The sequence below is a fragment of the Salinicola sp. NYA28a genome (assembly GCF_976982775.1).
Window position 1 is genome coordinate 3,649,814 of record NZ_OZ334582.1, and the last position, 22,418, is coordinate 3,672,231.

Below are 22,418 nucleotides of genomic sequence, written 5' to 3' on the forward strand. Positions count from 1 at the left end.
TATTGGATACGGCACTATTAGTTTCGACCCTATCGAGATAGGGCCACGAGGTTGAATCAAGACGCGGAAGCGACGGAGACGATTCCATGACGCAACACCAACACGACCATTGTCACGGGCATGCCTCGCACGAGGCACCGACACTAGGCAGCGGCGATACGGACCAACACGCCGCCGGCAGCCAGGGTGGCGCCCAATACACCTGCCCGATGCACCCGGAGGTCGTCTCCGACCAGCCGGGTGACTGCCCCAAGTGCGGCATGCACCTCGTGCCCGTGGGAAGCGACGACTCGCAGACGCATGACGGGCATGGTCATGGGGCCTCCGCGCCGGCCCACGGCGGCAAGTACGACAAGGTGCCGGCCGGGCATGCCGGCGCCGTCTACACCTGCCCGATGCACCCCGAGGTGCGCCAAACCACTCCCGGTGCCTGCCCCCTGTGCGGTATGGGTCTGGAGCTGGAATCGGCGGCGGTCGGCGATGAAGGGCCGAATCCCGAGCTGGTCGATTTTACCCGACGCTTCTGGGTCGCGGCCGTGCTCACGCTTCCGGTCCTGATTCTGACGATGAGCCCCTACCTGGGCCTCGGGGCCATTCGCGACTTCTTCGGTGAACGCAACGCGATGTGGATCGAGCTGGTGCTCAGCACGCCGGTGATCCTGTGGTCGGGCTGGCCGTTCTTCGTGCGCGGCTACAACTCCTTCCGCACCATGAACCTCAACATGTTCAGCCTGATCGGCATGGGGGTCGGCGCGGCCTATCTGTTCAGCATCGTGGCGGTGCTGGTGCCGGGCGTCTTCCCCGACGGCTTTCGCCGGGAAGACGGCACCGTCGGCGTCTATTTCGAGGCCGCGGCGGTGATCGTCACCCTGGTACTGCTGGGTCAGGTGATGGAGTTGCGCGCCCGTGAAGGCACCGGCAAGGCGATCCGCGCGCTGATGGACATGGCCGCCAAGACCGCGCGGGTGATCCGGCCCGACGGCAGCGAAGAAGAGGTCGCGCTGGAAGACGTGCAGGTGGGCGACCACCTGCGGGTGCGCCCCGGCGACAAGGTGCCGGTGGACGGCGTGGTGGTCGAGGGCCGCTCCTCGATCGACGAGTCGATGATCTCGGGCGAGCCGGTGCCGGTGGAAAAGGTCAAAGACGACAAGGTCACCGGGGCCACGATCAACGGCACCGGCAGCCTGGTCATGGAGGCCACCCGCATCGGCGCCGACACCATGCTCAGCCAGATCGTCGAGATGGTGGCTGCCGCCCAGCGCAGCCGCGCACCGATCCAGAAATTCGCCGACAAGGTGGCGGGCAAGTTCGTGCCCGCGGTGATCGGCGTCGCCATCCTCTCCTTCATCGCCTGGGCGATCTGGGGGCCGGCGCCGGCGCTGTCCTATGCGCTGGTCTCGGCGGTGGCGGTGCTGATCATCGCCTGCCCCTGTGCACTGGGGCTGGCCACGCCGATGTCGATCATGACGGCCACCGGACGCGGCGCGCAGGCCGGCGTACTGATCAAGAATGCCGAGGCGCTGGAAGGCTTCGCCAAGGTCGATACGCTGATGGTCGACAAGACCGGCACCCTGACCGAAGGCAAGCCGAAGCTGGTGGCGGTGCTGCCCGAGGAAGGGCATGACGAGGCCGAGGTATTGCGCCTGGCGGCCAGCCTCGAACGTGGCTCGGAACACCCACTGGCCGAGGCCATCGTCGCCGGCGCCGAAGAACGTGGCGTATCCCTCGCCGATGCCACCGATTTCGAAGCCGTGACCGGCATGGGCGTCAAGGGGGTCGTGGACGGCCAGTCGGTGGCCCTCGGCAACGCCAAGCTGATGGCCGAACTGGGCCTCGATGGCGGCCGGATCTCCGAGACCGCGAACGCCCGCCGCGATGAAGGCGAAACGGTGATGTTCGTCGTGCTCGATGGCCAGATCGCCGGCCTGGTCAGCGTCGCCGACCCGGTGAAGGAGACCACCCCCGAGGCCCTGAAGGCGCTGCACAAACTTGGCTTTCGCATCATCATGGCCACCGGCGACAACGAGCGGACGGCCAAGGCGGTGGCCGGGCGACTGGGTATCGATGAGATCCGCGCCGACGTGCTGCCCGAGGACAAGGCCCGCATCATCCGCGAATTGCAGGAACAAGGCCGCAAGGTGGCCATGGCGGGCGACGGGGTGAACGACGCTCCCGCCCTGGCCCAGGCCGATGTGGGCATCGCCATGGGCACCGGCGCCGACGTGGCGATCGAAAGCGCCGGCTTCACGCTGGTCAAGGGCAACCTCGACGGCATCGTTCGGGCCCGCAAGTTGTCGCTGGCCACCATGCGCAACATCAAGCAGAACCTGTTCTTCGCCCTAGTCTACAACGGGGCCGGCGTACCGATCGCCGCCGGGATCCTCTATCCGTTCCTCGGCATCCTGATCGGGCCGATGTTCGCCGCCTTCGCGATGAGCGCGTCTTCGCTGTCGGTGGTGATGAATTCGCTGCGCCTGCGCCGGGTGAGGATTTGATCATGCATGACGAAAAGGGGTGGCTGGAGCGAGGACCCAGCAAAGGCAGCTTCTGGCTCATGGTGGCGATCGCCCTGGCGGTGATGGGCTTCCTGCTCTGGGAGGAGCACAAGGTGCACCTGCTCGGTGCCCTGCCCTGGCTGATCCTGCTCGCCTGTCCGCTAATGCATGTGTTCATGCACGGCGGACATGGAGGCCACGGGGGTCATGGCGGGCATGATGATCACAAGGGAGGACGCGATGAGTGATGACGTACCCGCCTATGGGCTGTGGGGCCTGGTCATTCTCAACTCGGCGATCTTCATCTTCTTCGCCTTCAGCTTCTTCAAGCCGCAGACGCGCCGCGACTGGCGCTCGTTCGGGGCCTTCAGCGCCTTCCTGGTGGCGCTGTTCACGGAGATGTACGGCTTCCCGCTGACCCTCTACTTCCTCTCCGGCTGGCTGCAGTCGCGCTACCCGGAGGTGGACTGGTTCAGCCACGATGCGGGCCACCTGCTGGAGATGCTGTTCGGCTGGCAGGCCAACCCGCATTTCGGGCCGTTCCATCTGCTGAGCATGGTGTTCATCGCCGCGGGTTTCTGGCTCATCGCCGCCGGCTGGCGGTCACTCTATACCGCCCAGCGGCGGGGAGAACTGGCCACCACCGGGCTCTATGCCCATGTCCGGCATCCCCAGTACGCCGGCTTCGTGCTGGTGATGACCGGCTTCCTGCTGCAGTGGCCCACCCTGCTGACCCTGGTCATGTTCCCGGTATTGGTGTGGATGTACTCACGACTGGCGATCCACGAAGAGCGCGACGTAGCGCGCCAGTTTGGCGACAAATGGCAGACCTACGCGGCCCGCACGCCACGCTTCATTCCGCACCTGCGGATGGCGAGTACGAGTGGCTGGCGCCTGTAAGGACAAAATCCCAGAGGTGCAGTCATGAAAAGCAGACGTTTTTCTCGTCGGCACGATCGTGGTCGTCAGCGACGACTCGCCCGGGGCTTCTTCTGCCCCTGCCACGGCTCCCAGTTCGACTTCGCCGGACGCGTGTTCAAGGCGGTGCCGGCGCCGATCAACCTGAAGGTTCCGCCGTACCGCTTCCTGTCCGAGTCCCGGATCGAGATCGGCGCCCACGACATCCTGACACTGAGAGGTATCCACTATGACCGCCAAAACATCCACCACCAAGCCACCCACGGCTCATAAAACCCCGCGCAAGCGCCAACCCACCGCCCCACCAGAGATGGACGCCCCGATGACCGCACCCGAGCCCGAAGAAGGCACCCTCCCGAGCCACCCGGCCACGGAGCTACTCGCCTATCAGACCGACCTGTGGCGACGCGGCGTACGCTACCTGGACACGCTGTGTGAGCGCGCGGACAACATGCTCGAGCATGAGCAGGCGGGCAAGCCGCCACTGCTCGACTTCGATTACGAGATGCTCGTGGATGGCCGTCGACTGGCGCGCCCCGCCAACTATGCCCTGCTGCGCATCACCCGGGTCGGCGAGGACTGCCTGGAGGACTGCCTCGACGAGACTAGGCCGCCAGTGATGATCGTCGACCCGCGTGCCGGCCACGGCCCAGGCATCGGCGGCTTCAAGCGCGACTCCGAGGTGGGCATGGCGCTCCACGAGGGACACCCGGTCTACTTCGTGATCTTCTTCCCCGAGCCCGTCCCCGGCCAGACACTGGAGGACGTGCTGCACGTCCTGCGCCGCTTCGTCGAGACGCTGGCCGAGCGCCACCCCGGCCAGCCGCCGGTGCTCTACGGTAACTGCCAGGCGGGCTGGGCCATCGCGCTGCTCTCCGCCGACTGCGAGGGTCTGGTCGGGCCGGCGGTGCTGAACGGCTCGCCGCTCTCCTACTGGTCCGGCGAATCCGGCGTCAATCCCATGCGCCTCGCCGGCGGCCTGCTTGGCGGTGCCTGGCTGACGCACCTGATGGCCGACCTGGGAGACGGGCGCTTCGACGGTGCGAACCTCGCCACCAACTTCGAAGCCCTCAAGCCTGCGAATACCCTGTGGCAGAAGGACTATCAGCTGTTCGCCGACATCGACGGCCAGCGCGAACGCTTCCTCGAGTTCGAGCGCTGGTGGACGGGCTTCTATAGCCTGAGCAAAGAGGAGATCGTTGCCATCGTCGAGAACCTTTTCGTCGGCAACAAGCTGGAGCGTGGCGAGCTCGAGGTCTGCCCCGGCTGTAGCGTCGACCTCAAGCGCATCCGCAACCCCCTGGTGATCTTCGCCTCCGGCGGCGACAACATCACCCCGCCCCATCAGGCGCTCAACTGGATCCCCGCGGTCTATCCCGATACCGCGGCACTCAAGGCCGCCGACCAGCGTATCGTCTACCTGCTCAATCCCCACGTCGGGCATCTGGGCATCTTCGTCTCCTCCAAGGTGGCGCGCCTCGAGCACCGAGCGATCCTCGAGAGCGTCGGCAATCTGAATGACCTGGCCCCTGGCCTCTACGAGATGCGCATCGACAACCCCACCGGCGATCCCGACTGTCACAAGCCCCAGTTCCAGGTGCGCTTCGAGGAGCGCCGCGTGGAAGACCTGAACTTTCCCGACCAGGCCCCGGCGTTCGAAGGGGTGCGAGCGCTCTCCGAGCACAATGTGGCCCTCTACGAGACCTTCGTCGGGCCCTGGGTGCGGTTTTACACCACCCCCTGGTCAGCCGAGGTGCTGCGTCAACTGCATCCGGCGCGGACCAGCCGGCTGATGTACTCGGAACGCTTCTCCCCCTGGATGACCGGTGTGAAGTGGCTGGCCGAGATGGTAGAGACCGCACCGGCGCCGATCGATAGTGACACCCCCTATCGGCAATGGGAGACGCTGTTGAGCGACTCTATCGCCTCGACGCTGGAGCTTGCCGGCACGACCCGCGACAGCATGTACGAGATGGGGTTTCGCAGCCTCTACGGCGGGGGATGGTGGAGCGAGAACGAGTGACCCAGTCGAAGCCGACCCGGTTTACAGCCAATACCTATAGAGCAACCCACTAATGGAGAGCAATAAATGAAGATCGAGACCTTTCATGACCTGATCGACTGGACTCGCCAGCTGCATGCCCAGTTGGCCGAGTGCTTCAGGCACTGTGCCACCCGGCAGGAGGAGGCACGGGCCAAATCACTGCTGGAGTATCTCGCCGATCACGAGGCGGTCCTGGAGCACACCGTGGCCAGCTTCGAGAAGCAGGCCGACCCCAAGGCCCTAAACACCTGGGTCTACGATTATCTGTCGCATGCGCCCATCAAACCCCATCAGGCGTGCAATTTGCCCTATGCCGAGATGGGCTTCGAAGACATCAGCCGGGAAGTCTTCTCGCTGCACGATCAGGTCATCGCGCTATACCGCTACCTGGAAGGACGCGCCGACATCCCCGAGGCTCGGGATCTCGTTCGCGAGCTCTTGAAGCTGGAGGAACACGAGGCGATGCGTCTGTCCCAGCAGATCAACCGGGCTCGGGATCTATAGATGTCGACGCTACAGGGCCGTCTAAGCAGAGGTCGTAGCCACTAATGAAGAACGGATGATCGCCCGGCACGTGCAGCGCACATTAACCAACACCCAGGAGGTGACATGACCCAGACGGCAACGCCAGTGGCCCTTGCGACGCTCTTTCTGAGCTGCCTGGGCGGCAGCGAACGCAATGGTGATTACGCTATCGCCGTCGAGTTCTTTCTGAGCTGCCTGGGCGGCAGCGAACAATCAGACAGACGATCTGATCGACATGATCCGTTTCTGAGCTGCCTGGGCGGCAGCGAACTTTCAATTTCTCTACTCCTCCGATTAATCTTCCTTTCTGAGCTGCCTGGGCGGCAGCGAACGCCGAGGCGTCGTTGCTCGTGCTGTAGGTGTTTTTCTGAGCTGCCTGGGCGGCAGCGAACGAATCAGGATAGGTCAGCTTCGAGTCGATGACTTTCTGAGCTGCCTGGGCGGCAGCGAACGTGGTCGATCAACTCAACGGCTACTGGTTACTTTTCTGAGCTGCCTGGGCGGCAGCGAACTGACATTCATTGACGGCCTAGTTGGCCGCTAATTTCTGAGCTGCCTGGGCGGCAGCGAACCGCTGCCCACGGTTATGTGGTGTGTTGATCATTTTCTGAGCTGCCTGGGCGGCAGCGAACCTGGGCATTGAGAACACACCTGAAGCACTGGTTTTCTGAGCTGCCTGGGCGGCAGCGAACATCGATAGGTCGGCTGGACATGCCGCCGGATTTTTCTGAGCTGCCTGGGCGGCAGCGAACTTGCCGGTGCGCAACGTCAAGCCAGAGATCACTTTCTGAGCTGCCTGGGCGGCAGCGAACATCAGCACTTGCGACCAGTCGCCGAAGATCCATTTCTGAGCTGCCTGGGCGGCAGCGAACTCAACAGAGCGTAGTTCTGGTGACGCATGGATTTTCTGAGCTGCCTGGGCGGCAGCGAACAGACAAAAGCATCTGGTTCCCCTGTCCGATCATTTCTGAGCTGCCTGGGCGGCAGCGAACGCACTGCTGCCGTAGCTATTGACCAGGGTGTCTTTCTGAGCTGCCTGGGCGGCAGCGAACACCAGCGCTGCCGATTTGAACGAGCTGATCGTTTTCTGAGCTGCCTGGGCGGCAGCGAACCTGCGCGCTGTGCCGCAGCCGAAGGGAGGCAATTTCTGAGCTGCCTGGGCGGCAGCGAACCCCAACGTCGAGGAGGTCTGCTGCCAGAAGTCTTTCTGAGCTGCCTGGGCGGCAGCGAACGTAATGCCATCCCACAGCCCACCGAACCAGCCTTTCTGAGCTGCCTGGGCGGCAGCGAACCTGGCATTTTTGCGCTTTTCCTCATATTGCATTTTCTGAGCTGCCTGGGCGGCAGCGAACGTAACTTTTGGCGGCGTCGCTGATGCCAACTTTTTCTGAGCTGCCTGGGCGGCAGCGAACATATCCCAAAGCCACACATGCGGAGAGATTATTTTCTGAGCTGCCTGGGCGGCAGCGAACCTGAGAAGCAGGCCGCCGAGGCCATCCTCCCATTTCTGAGCTGCCTGGGCGGCAGCGAACCGCTCGGAATCCCTCGTCGTCTGCGTTGAAGCTTTCTGAGCTGCCTGGGCGGCAGCGAACCGCTGATCGAGTGAGCGGATGGCGCCAGCGTTTTTCTGAGCTGCCTGGGCGGCAGCGAACAGCTACGAGCGTGACGACGTCGACGAAGTGGTTTTCTGAGCTGCCTGGGCGGCAGCGAACGATGCGCTTGCGCTCGGGCTTCTCGATCAGGTTTTCTGAGCTGCCTGGGCGGCAGCGAACGTCTGGTCCAGCCCTTGATTCAGACCGGCGATTTTCTGAGCTGCCTGGGCGGCAGCGAACGACGTGCTCCGGCTCGATCAGCTCGGCGGTCTTTTCTGAGCTGCCTGGGCGGCAGCGAACACCCAGCGCCTGGTTTCCTCGGCAGGTGAGCTTTTCTGAGCTGCCTGGGCGGCAGCGAACGGTTGGATGTTGGCAGCATTTGCCGTTGTCATTTTCTGAGCTGCCTGGGCGGCAGCGAACACCGCGTCGCGGCGCACGGGGATCTGGTACTGTTTCTGAGCTGCCTGGGCGGCAGCGAACACTGACCCCGCCAATCCGGCGGGGTTTTTGCATTTCTGAGCTGCCTGGGCGGCAGCGAACTTGCCGGCCTTCTTCTGCCAGACGAGCTGCTTTTTCTGAGCTGCCTGGGCGGCAGCGAACAATTTCAGCGCCGCATCAACCGATGCTGCCATTTTCTGAGCTGCCTGGGCGGCAGCGAACTCATCAAACGCCAGCTCGGCATCCGATGGTACTTTCTGAGCTGCCTGGGCGGCAGCGAACAATGGATTGCGGCTGGCGGCCTGTTGCTGGACTTTCTGAGCTGCCTGGGCGGCAGCGAACATCAGCCTGCCAGACCCGACGCCGTTCCTGCTTTTCTGAGCTGCCTGGGCGGCAGCGAACGATTGTTTTTCCGCCGATGTGCTGCTTGATAATTTCTGAGCTGCCTGGGCGGCAGCGAACCTGATCAGGTTGTCATCAGCAACACCACCAAATTTCTGAGCTGCCTGGGCGGCAGCGAACATCCGTTAGTGATTCCGTTCTTGTATTTTGCATTTCTGAGCTGCCTGGGCGGCAGCGAACTCTCATGGATATCGGACATTCTTGCCCTGCAATTTCTGAGCTGCCTGGGCGGCAGCGAACCGGGTCGGTAATGCGGATTGGTGCGCTGTCAATTTCTGAGCTGCCTGGGCGGCAGCGAACGTTCTGGCGTTTTACGTGTTCCCGTTCTTCTTTTTCTGAGCTGCCTGGGCGGCAGCGAACCCAAAAAAAGCCCCTCACATGGAGGGGCAAGATTTCTGAGCTGCCTGGGCGGCAGCGAACCGCTACCTGTTCTGGCGCCCGGCGTCGGTGGATTTCTGAGCTGCCTGGGCGGCAGCGAACTCGTATTCTGAGGGCGATACCGTTCAGGTTGCTTTCTGAGCTGCCTGGGCGGCAGCGAACTCGCTGATCCACCACGCCGGATCGCCGCCGGCTTTCTGAGCTGCCTGGGCGGCAGCGAACGCGCTGCCAGGCCCGCGCCTTGGTGGGCTCCATTTCTGAGCTGCCTGGGCGGCAGCGAACTGCAGAGTGATCTGATTGAGGATGCTACTGGTTTTCTGAGCTGCCTGGGCGGCAGCGAACCACGTCACTGCCTGAACCTGTTCTACCGTCTTTTTCTGAGCTGCCTGGGCGGCAGCGAACTCGACCGAGAGCCTGACACGGGAAATGGCGCATTTCTGAGCTGCCTGGGCGGCAGCGAACTTGTTGACCAGCTCCCGGATCTCACGCGGCGATTTCTGAGCTGCCTGGGCGGCAGCGAACTGGCGTTATTGCTGGCTGCCGATTCGGTCGGTTTTCTGAGCTGCCTGGGCGGCAGCGAACTAGTGATGCAGCCGGAACCCGGCGACGCCGCCTTTCTGAGCTGCCTGGGCGGCAGCGAACTGGCAGGCGCGGCCAGCACTTACGCATGGGCTTTTCTGAGCTGCCTGGGCGGCAGCGAACTTACGACAAATGCACCGCTCCACGATGCACGTTTTCTGAGCTGCCTGGGCGGCAGCGAACGAGCTGATGCTGCGGATCCGCGACACCGAGGTTTTCTGAGCTGCCTGGGCGGCAGCGAACCGGGGCGTTCGTCGTTTACAGGCCGAGCGCCTTTTCTGAGCTGCCTGGGCGGCAGCGAACATCCGGGGCGTCAGGTCGTGGCGCGCGGCAATTTTCTGAGCTGCCTGGGCGGCAGCGAACAACCTGCTGTCTTCGGGCTCTCTAATGACCGTTTTCTGAGCTGCCTGGGCGGCAGCGAACACGCGGGCGGGGCGATGGTGTCAGGCATCGTTTTTCTGAGCTGCCTGGGCGGCAGCGAACCATTCTCCTATCGTTCTCGCTGATGGGAAATGTTTCTGAGCTGCCTGGGCGGCAGCGAACACTCATCGCGCGGCCTCGGTGTAGAGATTGATTTTCTGAGCTGCCTGGGCGGCAGCGAACGGCTATGTCGAAGACGCCCCCGAGAGCGGGCATTTCTGAGCTGCCTGGGCGGCAGCGAACGTTCAGAAATTATCTATGACTCCATCGGCGTCTTTCTGAGCTGCCTGGGCGGCAGCGAACGGCCTGCATGACCAGGCGCGACTTTATCTCGGTTTCTGAGCTGCCTGGGCGGCAGCGAACCTGTGCTGGGAGGACGTCGAGGATCTCGACAATTTCTGAGCTGCCTGGGCGGCAGCGAACTACGAACGGCGCTATTGGGATTCGTTGGCGCTTTTCTGAGCTGCCTGGGCGGCAGCGAACGCACTGCGTGAGGACGCACAGCACGCCAACAATTTCTGAGCTGCCTGGGCGGCAGCGAACCATGGCAGAAGTGTCCTTGACTATACCCATCCTTTCTGAGCTGCCTGGGCGGCAGCGAACAGCCAGGAGGGATGGCCGAAGAGAGCCGCCGATTTCTGAGCTGCCTGGGCGGCAGCGAACCTCCCTCAATTCCAGTGATGCCCCGGGGCGAGTTTCTGAGCTGCCTGGGCGGCAGCGAACGTAATGGTGGCGTCGAGGTTGCCCGGCAGCGTTTTCTGAGCTGCCTGGGCGGCAGCGAACGCGTGGCGTTGAAGAAGGAGCTGGATGCTGATTTTCTGAGCTGCCTGGGCGGCAGCGAACAGCCGCCCGGCGCTCGCCGGGCATCTATTCGATTTCTGAGCTGCCTGGGCGGCAGCGAACCCCGGGGTCTTGCGGGTATTGGTTTGCATCGTTTTCTGAGCTGCCTGGGCGGCAGCGAACAGGTGGCGCTCGAGCAGCGTCTCGACGCAGGTTTTCTGAGCTGCCTGGGCGGCAGCGAACTTTGCACATCACGCAGAGCGGATGCTGCTGGATTTCTGAGCTGCCTGGGCGGCAGCGAACTAGAGGTTACTACAAATAACGTCCTGATTGTTAAAGAGCTTTGGATGAAAAAAGCGACATCCCCCTTTTCTGGGCAATGTCGCTAACTAATTGATTTTCAAAGACCCATTTTTGGTTTGCAAAAAAGGGTCAGAACCAGGGCACCGTGGCTTCCGAGCTCAAGCCGTAGTGATTGAAACTACCGACAGCGGGCTGCGACTGCGTCTTGCCGTGTTCAATGAACAGCGCAAAGCGCTGACCGCTGGATCGGCTGCTGACTTGCACGAATGGCAAGGCGATTTGCCGTGCAGCGGGCTTCTCCATCAGGCGCTGCGCTTCATCGAACTCGATGCCATGGCGCTTGGCATAGCGTTTTGCGCGGCTTGGACTGCCCGTATTGAACTGCCTGCGCTGAACGACCCGATAGCTCACCTCGGCGGGCACCGGCTGAACGGCTTCGAGCTGCACATGATCCCGCATGCCGGTGAGCCACGGCATCGCCATCAGTTGCTCCAGCCGTTCCTTGCTGCCATGCAACCGCAGCCGATCGCCCGGCGTACGGGCGCGCACGCCGAACTTGTGATCAGGGAAGCTGACGCCGATGTCATTGGCATCCAGATCGAAAAGCGCACGATGCAGCTTGCCGTAGAGCGCCCCCATCAATATGGCGGGCGGGAAATCCGGATCGGGGCGCAGGCGAATGTCGAGATAGTGGTCCATGGCTTACTCCACATCGCCGAAAACGCCGCCACGAATCAGGGTCGCCATGACAAAGTGCTGCTGTTCTACAGGTGGAACTTGGTCTTCTTTAGCCCATTTATCTAATAGGTTATAAAAATCCATTTTTTGTTTGGGCTGACGGAAAGCGGTAGCTTGAGTAGTGACAGAGCCGTAAGGTTCGACGGCGATAGGGCCAAGGTCGCTGCCGTCTTCCGGCGCCGGATACCAGGTATCGATTGTGCGCAGGGCATTACCCAACTTCTGGGAGTGAATGGCAGCGTTATCGTCATCGCCGATCTTGTAAAGCGTCTTGCTCTTGTCACCGCGAGAACGATCCAGGATCAGTTCCTGAGACGGGAAGACTTCCTGGCCAGCGCCGACCCGGGCAAAAGCCACTACGTCCAACAGCAGGTAGCGATCACCTGCCAAAGCTTCGGCGATTAGCTTGCCTAGCTCGCGTGTCTGATCGTTGCCTTCGAAATTGCGTAACGACAGATCAAGGGCGCTGAAGGTCCACTGCTTCTCGGCCTGCCCTCCCTTCATCTGGCTGACTACGACTTCGATCTGCTCGGCCCCCACCCGATTGCGCCATAGGAAGCGCCCATTGGCGAGGTTGCAGGCGTAGCGGTGAGCGAGCTCGCCAAAGCCATGCTCGCTGACGTAGCCCGTTACGGTCTGCTCCAGCTTGTTCTGATACTCGGCGTTGTTACAAGCGGAGGGGTTGCCTGCACCCGCCAGTACACGCAGGGTAAAACGCACGGCTAACGTATCGGCATCGTGAGGCAGCGCAGCCACATCGACAGTCTGAAGGTTGGGGTTCTCGATGGCAGCGTCGAGTTTGGCCGGGTCCTGATCCTTGGCTTTCAAGCGATTGGAGATAGTGCCGCGTACCGACTTTTCGCGCACTGGAACAAGATTCCACTGTGCTGCCTGAGCGCGATCTTCCCAGTTACCGGCGCGGAACAGCGCATCGGATGGATCGAGCTTACGCTCAAAAGCCAGGACAGTAGTTTTTAAAGCATCGTTTTTCTTAGCCATGCGTATGTCTCCTTGATGATCAGTCTTCAATAGAATGAGTCTGGGCGTAGTCATTAGTGAGGCGATAGACACCTCGTTCGAGATCGTTTTCCACGAACCACATCAATGCATCGGGATGGCGCAGCCGGTGCAGGCTCACCCATTCACCCACCGAGTAAAGGCTTTCCACGAACTGAAACGGCACGCTCGGGTCCCGGGCGTTGGCGACTTCACCCGGCTGGTAGAGATCCGAGATGGCGCCGTAGCCAACGGGGATGGGCACCAGCCAACCGGGGAACGGTCGGCGCGCCTGCCATTCCACCTGTTCCTTGCCATTTTCTTCGACGGTGACGTGGCACTCGTGATTGAGCCGCGAGAGATCGAGCCAGGCATCCAGCGCCGTGGCATTGACGTCTTGCGCTTTCAGCGCTTCGGTATGCGCACGGAGGCGGTCGTCGCGCAGCACCAGCGCGAAACCGGGCAACAGACGACGCCGGAGACGGCTCCACTGCTTCTTCCGCTTGTCCTCGCTGTCGTCAAAGCTGATCAGTTCCGGGCGATAGCGCTTTTGGTCCATTGCCGACATGACGCTGCCACCGGCGATTCGCATTCCCTGCACCTGGTCGAAGATCTGGCGGGCGAGCGCCTGCCGGCGTTCAAAGCTGCCGAGATCCTCGCCCTCGGCACCCACGCCAATCAGCAAGGTAATTTCAAGATGCGTGCGCCCCTCCTCGACGATGGCAGCCGTATTGCCATTTTTGTCGACAGGGTTACGCGTCAGGTGAAACGCCTTGATAAAGCCACCGTCGGTCACCTGCGGTTCGATCCGGTGACAGACAACGCCGACGCCCTCGAAGATGAGCCTGGTCTCGTCGGGCAGATTGCGTTCAAGCGCCTGAATCGCACCTATGAAGGCACTCATGGCGGGGAAGCCCCAAGTCATCGGGCTGGAGATGGCGTTGGCGTTCTGGATGCGCAGGCGCGGTAGAACGAGCAGGTGGTTGAGACGTTCGCTCATGCGGCCTCCCCTTCGTCGCCTTCATCGCGTAGCGCGTCCTGTAGGTCATCGAGCTGACGGCGAAAGCTCTCCAATACACCGCCGAACTCGCCTTTCCAGTGCTTATGCTCGACATCACCGAAGTTGAGCGCGCTCTTATCATTGAGCCTGCCGTTCAACCAGTTGGCGGCGCGAATGCTGATGCTTTCCGACCAATCCGACTGGCGGCGCGCGGCCGCGAACTCGTTGTCCAACTCGGCCCGGCCCGGGTCGAGCCAGAACTGCTCGTCCGGCGCCAGGCGGCAACGCTCATCCATCGTCCATCCCGGTTTCAACGAGTGAATTTCAACGGTGAAAATCATCAGCTCATCGGCGAGCATCGCGGTCAGGTCGTCACGTAGATCGCGCGTATGCATGTTCTTTGCAGGGTCGGATTCGAGAAACCGCTTCAGGTCATTGAGGATTCGTCGAACTTCTGGACGCCCCTGAAACGATCGAAACGACTCGGTCATCGGTGGATAGACCGACCGCGACTGCCAACTGGGCGGTAGCGATGCGAGCAGATAGTTCTGGCCGCCGCGTTCGCTGTTGAGCTGCGAAATATTCTGCGGTTTAGTGCCGCCAAGCTTCTGGACCGCGAGATTGGGGTAACTGGTGTAACCGCCGTCAAACGCGGTGCGCTCACGCAGTGCCTTTCGCGCCGCCTTGTTGCGGTCGCCGTAGAACCAGATGTTCGGGCTGACTTGCGCATAGAAACGGTGTGTGAGCGATGTGGCGTAGAGCGGTGCCAGCAAGCGAAAGCCGGTGTTATCGGCAGGATCATCGCCGACCAGCCAGTAAACTTGCTTAAGCCGAGCATCAGTAGAGACTTTCAGGTTTTTCCTATTTAGAAGGACACTGTATACATCCGAATCGTCATCCGTACCCATGCCCCTCGCAAAAGCCGACAGGGCGTCTTGATCCATTCCACTAAGCCATTCACTAAATTTCCTACCCTCGAAACGAGTACCGAGAAGCAAATACAGTTCGTACGCTGCAGAGTTAACCGCTCCATTGCCAGTCGCGTCCGCCAAACTCTCATCATCTGGCAATACATGCGACCCTACCTCTACTCGGCTTGGCAGGCTTCCAAAGTCTATTAAGAGATTTGCAACCTGCTTTACCTGCGGGTCAGGGTGCGTCGCCTTAGCAATATGTGTGGCAATAGCAACCCCGGGAGCACTACTCGCTCCTTTCACCAAAATACTTTTCAGCACATATTTTTCATGGGCTCTTTTTATCTCTGACTTGGCTTGCGCGTCGGTTCTACCCTCGAATTTGGCAAGCTTATTATCCAAGCGTCGCTGAACATGAGCGTTCATTTGTTGCAACATGGACTCACCACGGGTGGTAAGCGTCGTTTCTCTATGCATTCACTCAATCCTCCCTGCGCACAGATTGCGTTAGAACTTTTCTGGTTTTCGTAAACGAGCTGCCGCTATAGCTTCTCGAAGCACTAAGTCACCTCCGCTTCACAAATCCCAACGCCGGATGAAAATGCCATCCGTTCAGCGCCCGATTCGGCTTGAGCCGAATACGCCCGAAACGCATCGCGCACTGCTCCAACCCCATCCCCATCGCTTCCGCCTGGTCGGCTAGCGCCACCATGTAGTCCGGGTCATTCCAGGGCGTTATCCGTGGATTGGACAGCGACTCGTCCGGCAGGCGATCCAGTTCGGCCTCGGCCGGTGTCAGCTTTTCTTCTCTTCCGTCTGCATCCACGCGCCAGAAGCGGTAGCTCTCTTCCGTTTCGTCCGGGAAGAGCACGAATTCGCTATCGGGTTCGTTGTCTTCCCGAAACGGTTGCTGCTGAATCGCCAGTGCACTGAGCGACAGGGAGGCAGGACGATAGAAGAGATAGGCGCCCAGCGAGGTTGGCTTTTTCAGCCGGGAGCGGCGGCGGGCTGGCGCAGGCGCCGCCCCTTCCACCATCAACGCCGCCAGGCGCGCATGCTCCAGATCCACCAGCTTTTCGCGCGGCTCGAGAGGCTCGGGTGCCAGCAGCCGAGGACGTGAGTCGATGACATCGATTTCCGACTCTCTCAGCAGTGCGGTGAGTCGGTGTTTCACTAAAGGCCAGTCCTGCTCGGTCTCGAAGCCGGGCCGACAGAATGCAGGCCGCTTGCGTCCGAGCGCTTTGACGTTGGCGTCCAGCAGCGCAACGTTGGGAGCATCGATCGCCGCCGGTCGATGGCGCCTCACGCGCCCGGCGAGCTGAATGACCGAGCGCATCGAGGAGGGCTCGACCACGGCCCAGTCATAGTCGTGGTCGCGCCCAACCTCAGTCACTGGCGAGCCCAACACGATGAAAAGTTGATCCGGCTCGTCGGTGCGATCCAGCCGGCGGCGGATGTCGGGCAACTCGAACACTGCCAGCTCATTGCTGCGATCGAGCGTGCGGTCCAACCGCTCCTCGATCCGTGAACGCAGCAGCAGCGGGAACTGCGAGTGATAGACGCATAGGTGGATGCGGTAGCCGTCGGGTATGTCGCTGCGATAGAGCGCCATCGCCACCTCGACCAGCGGCTCGATATTGGCCATGCGGATCAGCCCGAAGCTGACCCGTTTGGTGGTATGAGGATCAAGGGTGTGATGCGCCTCGTGCAGAGCCAGTGCCTGTTCGAGCATGACGTCCGCCATCGCCGCATGGACATTCTCGGGCCGCGTATCCGGCGCGGAGACCGGCACCACGCAAGCGCGCCGCCGTGGTGCCAACTGGGCCAGACGCGCGGCGCGCTTGCGGGCGAAGTCGGCGTGCGCCACGTCGAATTGTGCCCCATCGGTACAGCCAGCATGCGAGCAGCCATGTTCATCGAACCATGCACACACCGGCTCTACCGGGGCACCCGGCGAGCCGCGATGGCGTTGGTATTCGGCCCGGCCTTCCCTGTAGGCATCGAACAGGCCGCGCACGATGGCCGGCGGTAAGGTCGCGGAGGAGAGCAGCACGCGGGAGCCTAGCATCCCCGTCCAGTAGACGAGACGTGTCAGCGCCGGAAGATCGGCGATATCGAAGTCGTCCGGTTCGTCGAGCACGAGATCGCCACTCATCAGGCGGAGCATTGGCGCGATCTGACCGCCGCCGCGCAGGCTCTCGGTCGCCGGCACCAAGTGGTCGATGGTACAAACCAGCACCGGCGCGCCGATCAGCGCTTGGGCGTGAGGATCAGCGATGGCCTTGCGCAGCACCGGGTGGCTATCGAGCTCGCCCTCGAAGAAGACGTGTGTCTGCTCGTCGAGGAGTTCCGCACGGGATTCGGAACCGCCATCGTTGCGCGACTGTTGATGTTCGAAGAGCGCCCGGCTGGCACTTCCACCAACGCGAATGGCGAGTTCGTCACTCCCCAGCCCCAGGCGCTCGCGATAAGCCTGCCCTGTTTGCAGCGTCAGCGTGCGCAGGCCGAGCGCGATCGAGAAACGTGCGCCCGATTCCGGGTCCGCGAGTCCGTAGAGAATGCGGCCATTGGCGATGGTCTTGCCGCAGCCGGTCGAAGCCATGTTGATGCCGAAGAAGCCCTGCTCACGGCTTCTGTCTCGCAGTCCGACGGCGAGGTCGTAGGCTTTGTCCTGCCAGCGAAATCTTGCATTGCGGCTGCGCGCCTTGAAGCCTTTGTGACGCGCGATCCGCGGTAGCGCCGTAGCCAGGTCGGGAAGGTGGTGAGTGATCTCGCCCGTTGCGCGCACGACGCCAAGCAGATGCTCGATCAGTGGTTGGCAGAATTCGCGCTTGCCTCGGTTAACCGTCGTGTTGGCGTAGAGCAAGACGTTGTCATCGGCCATACACCAATTCCCGCTCAGTCGTCCTTCGTCAACGAGACTCGAGTAGTGATGATCGGCAAGCATCAGCGAGAGCCGTGCCATGTGCATGACATACGGTGACTCAAGTGGCCGCGTCTCCCAACGCAGCTCGCTCAGCTGTCGTGCCAGACGAGCCGCTCGCGCTCGCCAATCTTCATGGGTTACGGGCAGACCACGGGAGAATTCCCAGTACGGCGAGTCCTCCTTGCGACTAGCAGGCTCGACACGCTCGTTCCAAGCCGCAGTAATGTCCTTCGGCAATGAAGGCAGGATGCTGGCGTTGAGCGTGGCGCGCACACCCACCCATTTCTGGGTGCCGGCCTCGTCGAAAGCCGGGAACGCCGGTAGCCGATGATGGCTGACGATCAGCCAACCAATGGCCGCCGCCAACGGTGGCAGTTGATTGAACGGAGCGCTGTCGCTGGCCCTTTCATCCATTCCATCGCGAATCAGGCGATCCAGCCAGCAGGCATCGTCCTCTGGCGTCGGCCGTTCGAGACGTGCAAGCCAGCTGGCGTCATCGTCCTGACCCACGAAAGCTTGTAACAGCCGCAGCGACACCCATTCGTGGCGGTAGCGATTGCGGCCCTCCAGCCTGCCGACAAGGCGCAACTGAAAGGCGTCCGTCGCCTTGCCAAGGTCGTGGAAGAGCGCCGCCATCGAAGCGAGCAGGTGAATCAACCTGAGCGAGTGCCAGTCGTTTTCGTCTTCCGTACGCAGAATATTGCGCCGGGTGGTGTTGGTCGGCGTCGCGCCCCGAGTGTTGAACTGCGAGGCATCGCCGACCACCCACATCAGTTCGCTGTGGTCGTGACCACGAATCCAGTGACATGCCACGGCAGTGTTCTTGCGTGCCTTGCTGCGTAGCAGTTTTCGCAGCGTATCGAGCCCGGCCTGGGTGATCGAGGTCTGCCAGGTGCGTTCACCGCGCCGTTCGGCGAACTGGTCGAGAATCCGACGCGTTTCCTTGAGCGCATTCTTGCTGCATTGCGACACCAGCAGCACGTTCATGGTTTGTCCCCATGGCCGAGGCGCTCGGCTGTCGCCTTCAGGGTATCGATCATCACGTCCAGAGCTTCCACCTGCGTGAGCCGATCGATGCAGGCCTGGCGAAACTCCTGTTCTTCATCGCCACGGCTGGCGGAAATGAACGCCTGCGGCAGGATCACGGCGTCCTTGACCAGATCCGCGACATCGAAGACCAGTCCGCCGCGGCGTGTCTTGCCGTGCAGCACTGCCAGGCCATGCGGAATCCCCAGCACCCAGGTCGCGGTAGCGCCCAACCCGTAGGCCAGATAATTGCCGTGATCGAGGAAGCGGTTGGCCGGATCGGCACCCTGGCCGCGTTTGACCCGGGTGAATTCGCCATAGTCGGCGGCGTGGCTCGCCAACCGGAATAGTTGCTTGGTGAGCCGAGCTTCTTCGGTCAGCAGCGCGGTCGTATCGGGAGCCGAGTCGATCGCCTGCCGGCTACACGTGAGCAATGCGTCCAGCTCTGCCTTGCTGGGGGTAAAGCCGGTATCGCGCTGGAAACGCGGCGCCGTCCAGAGGCGTTCGACTTGGGTGAGCCGGGCACGCTGGAAACATCGGGCCGCCTCCAGCCGCTTGTCGTCGTCGAACCAGAATCGCACCCAGTATTGGAGATACTCCGTCGGCCGGTATTCGCTCTGCGGGGTTAGCCAGGCAACTTCCACGTCCACTTCATTGGCTGCGAACAGCGGCGTACCGCCACCACCGCAAAAGCCGACCAACACGCCAGCCTTGGCCAGCTCGCGCATCGCGGCCTGGGTAATCGAGGTGCCGGTCCCCAGCAGCAGCGAAGTGGTGTTGGCGATAGGGATGTTCCAGTACTTCGAGCGCTTGCCTTCATCGGTGACGTATTCGACACGGCCGCCATTCACCAATACGCGGCAATGTTGCAGGTAGTACAGATTCGCACGCTTCGAGTGCAGGATCGTCTTGAGGTCGCTTGAAGAAAGGTCTTCCATCGTGGCGTCACCTGCCAGTTGTCTTGTAACCGTTGGTAACGCAGTTTTTACGATGCGACAAGCCCGCCAAAAGGATTGTCAGGGATCTCTTACAAATGGTGTCAGCCAATCTCCGCTTGGCACCACTTTTGTTATGATATAACCTTTCCGCCTCATCCAAGGGGTCTGTTCATGTCACATCGTCACCGTCACCGCCCGGATGGGCCGTGCCATTTTTCCTTGATGTCGCTTGGCGCCGGGCGGCGCGTATTGCTGGCGCTGTTGCCGCTGGCGCTGCTGTGGCTCGTCGCGGGCTGGGCTGCCGGGGTCTTCGGTTGATGGCTCGTTCGATGGCAAAACCCGACACGTTGCTGACGCTGGAATCCCTGTCGCTGGCGCAGGGCAATCGCATGGTGCTGGAGAATATCGACGGTCATTTCGAGGCCGGCACCATCACCGCGCTGGTGGGGGCCAACGGCGCCGGCAAGAGTACGCTGGTTCAGGGGATCATGGGCGAGCTTCGCCCGGTCAGTGGTCGCGTCCGCTGCGAGGTTCCCAATGCGCGGCGCGCGTGGCTGCCGCAGCAGCTGGCGCTGGATCTGACCTTCCCCATGAGCGTCGAAGAGCTGGTCATGAGCGGTTGCTGGCCAACCCACGGCAGCTTCAAGCGCTACGGGCCGGCGGAGTATCGTCGCGGCCAGGCGGTGATGCAGCGACTGGGCCTGCAGTCATTCGAGCACCGGCCGCTGGGTGAACTCTCCGGCGGCCAGCGCCAGCGCGCGCTGCTCGGCCGTACGCTGATGCAGGAGGCCCAGCTGCTACTGCTCGACGAGCCGTTCGCCAATGTCGATGCGGCGACCGTTGAAGTCCTGATCGATGTGCTTCGCGCCATGGCGGCTGAGGGCGCGGCGATCATCGTCGTGCTGCACGATCACGATCAGATGACACGGCTGGCCGATCGCATCCTGCGGCTGGAGCGCGGGCAAGGGATCTGGTCCACGCCCGCGACGATCAACGATTCCTCTTCACCGGCGGAGACGTTGGCATGATCGATTGGCTGTTCTCTCCGCTGGTGGATTTCGGTTTCATGCGCCGCGCGCTGGTAGCCGGGCTGGCGCTGTCGCTGGTGGCGCCGCCGCTGGGGGTCTTCCTCACGCTGCGCGGCATGAGCCTGGTGGGCGATGCCATGGCGCACGCCGTGCTGCCGGGCGTGGCGGTCGGCTTTCTGCTGGCGGGCTTCTCGCTGCCGGCGATGAGCTTCGGCGGCCTGCTCGCCGGGCTGCTGGTGGCGGGGCTGGCGGGCAGCGTGTCGCGCCTGACCGGCCACCGCGAAGACTCGGCGATCGCCAGCTTCTATCTGATTTCGCTGGCGGCCGGGGTGATGTTGATCTCGATGCGCGGCAGCAGCGTCGACCTGACCCACGTGCTGTTCGGCTCGATCCTGGCGGTGGACAGTACCGCGCTGTGGCTGATCGTCGGCGTGTCGAGCCTGACGCTGATCGTGCTGGCGGCGATCTTCCGCATTCTGGTGGTCGAGTGCCTGGACCCGCTATTCCTGCGCGGCCAGGGGATTCGCGGCGGCGCGGTGCACGGGCTGTTTCTGGGCCTGATGGTGCTGAATCTGACTGCCGGCTTCCAGACGCTCGGCACGTTGATGGCGGTCGGCCTGATGATGCTGCCGGCGACGGCGGCGCGCTTCTGGTCGAAACGGCTCGAAGGGTTGATGGGGCTGGCGATCGCCATCGGCATGGTCTCCAGCGTCGGCGGGCTACTGCTCTCCTATCATGCCGGTCTGCCTTCGGGGCCCTGCATCATTCTGCTCGCCGGCGTGATCTATCTGTTTTCCGCGCTGTTCGGGCGTTACCACAGTGTCTTCGCCCGCTGGCGCCGGCGCGTGCAGCCCATGCTGCCGCCCGATGCCCACGGCTGAACCTTTCTTCTCTCGCCACAAGGATCGTTACATCATGGCTCACATTTCCCTTCGCGCCGTGCTGCTGGGTGCTCTCGGCGCCTCGGCGCTCTCGGCCAACATCGCTCATGCCCAGGAACCGCTGCAGGTGGTCACGAGCTTCAGCATTCTCGATGACATGGTGTCGACGATCGGTGGCGATCACGTCAGCGTCACGTCGCTGGTCGGCCCCGATGGCGATGCCCACGCCTTTTCGCCCAAGCCCGCCGATGCCCAGTCGCTCGCGGATGCCGACCTGGTCGTGGTCAACGGCCTGCAGTTCGAAGGCTGGATCGACCGCCTGGTCGATGCCAGCGGTTACGAGGGCGAAGTCGTGGTTGCCAGCAACGGTATCGACACGCGTTCGTTCGAGGGGCACGAGGACGAGGGCGACCATGACGATCATGACGATCATGACGATCATGACGATCATGACCATCAAGATCATGCGACCGACGGCGAGGAGGAGCATCACCATCACGGCGATGTCGATCCGCACGCCTGGCAGGATCTGGAGAATGGCGAGCAGTACGCGCGCAACATCCGCGATGCGCTGGTGAAGGCCGATCCGGCTCATGCCGATGCCTACCGCGCCAATGCCGAGCGCTACATCGACGAGATGGAAGCGCTCGACAAGGAGGCGAAAGAACGCCTGTCGCAGATTCCGGCATCCGACCGGCTGATCATCACCAGTCACGATGCCTTCGGCTACTTCGCCGACGCCTACGATCTCGAGCTGCTTTCGCCGGTGGGCATCAACACGCTGGCGGAACCCAGCGCCAGCGATATGGGCAGCCTGATCCAGCAGATCGAGTCCAGCCACGCCAAGGCGCTGTTCCTGGAGAACATGACCAACCCGGCGCTGATCAACCAGCTGCACGAAGAGACCGACATCGCCATCGGCGGCACACTCTACGCCGACGCGCTGACGGCGGAGGGCGAAGGCAGCACCTATCTCGGCATGTTCCAGCACAACGTCGACACCCTGCTCGACGCGCTGGCAGCCGACGACTGACCCCGACCCGACAGGCCAGCCCGCGACGGCGGCGCTGGCCTACTCTCTGTTTCCTGCTCTCTAT

General features: G+C 62.3%; 15 protein-coding genes, 1 pseudogene and 1 CRISPR repeat array. Of the genes and pseudogenes, 10 read left to right on the plus strand and 6 right to left on the minus strand.

Annotation, left to right across the window (positions count from 1 at the left end; translation table 11 throughout):
- The first annotated feature begins 86 nt into the window (after window positions 1–86).
- The 6 genes and pseudogenes from ACWHY3_RS16445 to ACWHY3_RS16470 all read left to right on the plus strand — a co-directional run bounded on the left by ACWHY3_RS16445 (window position 87) and on the right by ACWHY3_RS16470 (window position 5,961).
- Entirely contained in the window at window positions 87–2,495 is a 2,409-nt protein-coding gene (locus ACWHY3_RS16445; RefSeq protein ID WP_175090792.1) for a copper-transporting P-type ATPase, read from the plus strand.
- A 2-nt stretch (window positions 2,496–2,497) separates the two neighbouring features.
- Window positions 2,498–2,743, plus strand: a complete 246-nt coding sequence (locus ACWHY3_RS16450) for a DUF2933 domain-containing protein (RefSeq protein ID WP_052384922.1) — start codon at window positions 2,498–2,500, stop codon at window positions 2,741–2,743.
- Complete coding sequence (locus ACWHY3_RS16455) at window positions 2,736–3,395, plus strand: methyltransferase family protein (protein WP_087720110.1); 660 nt, start codon at window positions 2,736–2,738, stop codon at window positions 3,393–3,395. Before ACWHY3_RS16450 ends, ACWHY3_RS16455 begins: the two co-directional genes overlap by 8 nt.
- Window positions 3,396–3,479: 84 nt before the next feature.
- A pseudogene (locus ACWHY3_RS16460) lies at window positions 3,480–3,686 on the plus strand (hypothetical protein); the annotation flags it as partial.
- Window positions 3,643–5,436, plus strand: a complete 1,794-nt coding sequence (locus ACWHY3_RS16465) for a DUF3141 domain-containing protein (protein WP_087720111.1) — start codon at window positions 3,643–3,645, stop codon at window positions 5,434–5,436. The pseudogene ACWHY3_RS16460 and the gene ACWHY3_RS16465, both read left to right, overlap by 44 nt.
- Before the next feature lie 66 nt (window positions 5,437–5,502).
- Entirely contained in the window at window positions 5,503–5,961 is a 459-nt protein-coding gene (locus ACWHY3_RS16470; RefSeq protein WP_043337196.1) for a hypothetical protein, read from the plus strand.
- A 144-nt stretch (window positions 5,962–6,105) separates the two neighbouring features.
- Window positions 6,106–10,874: a CRISPR direct-repeat array (repeat unit 28 nt; unit sequence TTTCTGAGCTGCCTGGGCGGCAGCGAAC).
- A 129-nt stretch (window positions 10,875–11,003) separates the two neighbouring features.
- On the opposite strand, the gene cas6f is transcribed toward ACWHY3_RS16470, so the two are convergent.
- The 6 genes from cas6f to cas1f form a co-directional block, all read right to left on the minus strand.
- Window positions 11,004–11,573, minus strand: coding sequence for a type I-F CRISPR-associated endoribonuclease Cas6/Csy4 (cas6f, locus tag ACWHY3_RS16475; RefSeq protein WP_332780457.1), 570 nt, complete (start codon window positions 11,571–11,573; stop codon window positions 11,004–11,006).
- 3 nt (window positions 11,574–11,576) lie between these two features.
- On the minus strand, window positions 11,577–12,611 hold the full coding sequence (gene csy3, locus ACWHY3_RS16480; protein WP_448127012.1) for a type I-F CRISPR-associated protein Csy3: 1,035 nt from the start codon (window positions 12,609–12,611) through the stop codon (window positions 11,577–11,579).
- Window positions 12,612–12,630: 19 nt separating this feature from the next.
- A complete protein-coding gene (csy2, locus tag ACWHY3_RS16485) occupies window positions 12,631–13,608 on the minus strand; it encodes a type I-F CRISPR-associated protein Csy2 (RefSeq protein ID WP_448127013.1) in 978 nt (325 codons plus the stop codon).
- The gene (csy1, locus tag ACWHY3_RS16490) at window positions 13,605–14,999 is read right to left on the minus strand and encodes a type I-F CRISPR-associated protein Csy1 (protein ID WP_448127014.1); all 1,395 of its coding nucleotides are present in this window, start codon (window positions 14,997–14,999) and stop codon (window positions 13,605–13,607) included. The genes csy2 and csy1 overlap by 4 nt, the downstream gene beginning before the upstream one ends.
- An 88-nt stretch (window positions 15,000–15,087) precedes the next feature.
- Window positions 15,088–18,435, minus strand: coding sequence for a type I-F CRISPR-associated helicase Cas3f (cas3f, locus tag ACWHY3_RS16495; RefSeq protein WP_332779619.1), 3,348 nt, complete (start codon window positions 18,433–18,435; stop codon window positions 15,088–15,090).
- Entirely contained in the window at window positions 18,432–19,412 is a 981-nt protein-coding gene (gene cas1f / locus ACWHY3_RS16500) for a type I-F CRISPR-associated endonuclease Cas1f (protein ID WP_448127015.1), read from the minus strand. Before cas1f ends, cas3f begins: the two co-directional genes overlap by 4 nt.
- A gap of 171 nt (window positions 19,413–19,583) precedes the next feature.
- Between cas1f and ACWHY3_RS16505 the strand changes: the two genes are divergently transcribed.
- From ACWHY3_RS16505 to ACWHY3_RS16520, 4 genes are read left to right on the plus strand one after another with little or no spacing between them, the layout of a single operon-like run.
- Complete coding sequence (locus ACWHY3_RS16505; protein WP_448127016.1) at window positions 19,584–19,730, plus strand: hypothetical protein; 147 nt, start codon at window positions 19,584–19,586, stop codon at window positions 19,728–19,730.
- Between the two features lie 11 nt (window positions 19,731–19,741).
- Window positions 19,742–20,440 (plus strand): metal ABC transporter ATP-binding protein, encoded by a 699-nt coding sequence (locus tag ACWHY3_RS16510; RefSeq protein ID WP_448127017.1) that lies wholly within the window; start codon window positions 19,742–19,744, stop codon window positions 20,438–20,440.
- Window positions 20,437–21,321 (plus strand): metal ABC transporter permease, encoded by an 885-nt coding sequence (locus tag ACWHY3_RS16515; RefSeq protein ID WP_332779622.1) that lies wholly within the window; start codon window positions 20,437–20,439, stop codon window positions 21,319–21,321. Before ACWHY3_RS16510 ends, ACWHY3_RS16515 begins: the two co-directional genes overlap by 4 nt.
- Before the next feature lie 34 nt (window positions 21,322–21,355).
- Window positions 21,356–22,354 (plus strand): metal ABC transporter solute-binding protein, Zn/Mn family, encoded by a 999-nt coding sequence (locus ACWHY3_RS16520; protein ID WP_448127018.1) that lies wholly within the window; start codon window positions 21,356–21,358, stop codon window positions 22,352–22,354.
- The last annotated feature ends 64 nt before the right edge of the window (window positions 22,355–22,418 follow it).

What these genes read in the sequence shown, in the direction of transcription:
- ACWHY3_RS16470 (WP_043337196.1), top strand. Translation starts at nt 5,503, where the DNA reads ATGAAGATCGAGACCTTTCATGACCTGATCGACTGGACTCGCCAGCTG.
- csy3 (WP_448127012.1), bottom strand. Translation starts at nt 12,611, where the DNA reads ATGGCTAAGAAAAACGATGCTTTAAAAACTACTGTCCTGGCTTTTGAG.
- ACWHY3_RS16520 (WP_448127018.1), top strand. Translation starts at nt 21,356, where the DNA reads ATGGCTCACATTTCCCTTCGCGCCGTGCTGCTGGGTGCTCTCGGCGCC.
- ACWHY3_RS16510 (WP_448127017.1), top strand. Translation starts at nt 19,742, where the DNA reads ATGGCAAAACCCGACACGTTGCTGACGCTGGAATCCCTGTCGCTGGCG.
- ACWHY3_RS16515 (WP_332779622.1), top strand. Translation starts at nt 20,437, where the DNA reads ATGATCGATTGGCTGTTCTCTCCGCTGGTGGATTTCGGTTTCATGCGC.
- cas6f (WP_332780457.1), bottom strand. Translation starts at nt 11,573, where the DNA reads ATGGACCACTATCTCGACATTCGCCTGCGCCCCGATCCGGATTTCCCG.
- ACWHY3_RS16455 (WP_087720110.1), top strand. Translation starts at nt 2,736, where the DNA reads ATGAGTGATGACGTACCCGCCTATGGGCTGTGGGGCCTGGTCATTCTC.
- ACWHY3_RS16465 (WP_087720111.1), top strand. Translation starts at nt 3,643, where the DNA reads ATGACCGCCAAAACATCCACCACCAAGCCACCCACGGCTCATAAAACC.
- csy1 (WP_448127014.1), bottom strand. Translation starts at nt 14,999, where the DNA reads ATGCATAGAGAAACGACGCTTACCACCCGTGGTGAGTCCATGTTGCAA.
- ACWHY3_RS16445 (WP_175090792.1), top strand. Translation starts at nt 87, where the DNA reads ATGACGCAACACCAACACGACCATTGTCACGGGCATGCCTCGCACGAG.
- csy2 (WP_448127013.1), bottom strand. Translation starts at nt 13,608, where the DNA reads ATGAGCGAACGTCTCAACCACCTGCTCGTTCTACCGCGCCTGCGCATC.
- ACWHY3_RS16505 (WP_448127016.1), top strand. Translation starts at nt 19,584, where the DNA reads ATGTCACATCGTCACCGTCACCGCCCGGATGGGCCGTGCCATTTTTCC.
- cas3f (WP_332779619.1), bottom strand. Translation starts at nt 18,435, where the DNA reads ATGAACGTGCTGCTGGTGTCGCAATGCAGCAAGAATGCGCTCAAGGAA.
- cas1f (WP_448127015.1), bottom strand. Translation starts at nt 19,412, where the DNA reads ATGGAAGACCTTTCTTCAAGCGACCTCAAGACGATCCTGCACTCGAAG.
- ACWHY3_RS16450 (WP_052384922.1), top strand. Translation starts at nt 2,498, where the DNA reads ATGCATGACGAAAAGGGGTGGCTGGAGCGAGGACCCAGCAAAGGCAGC.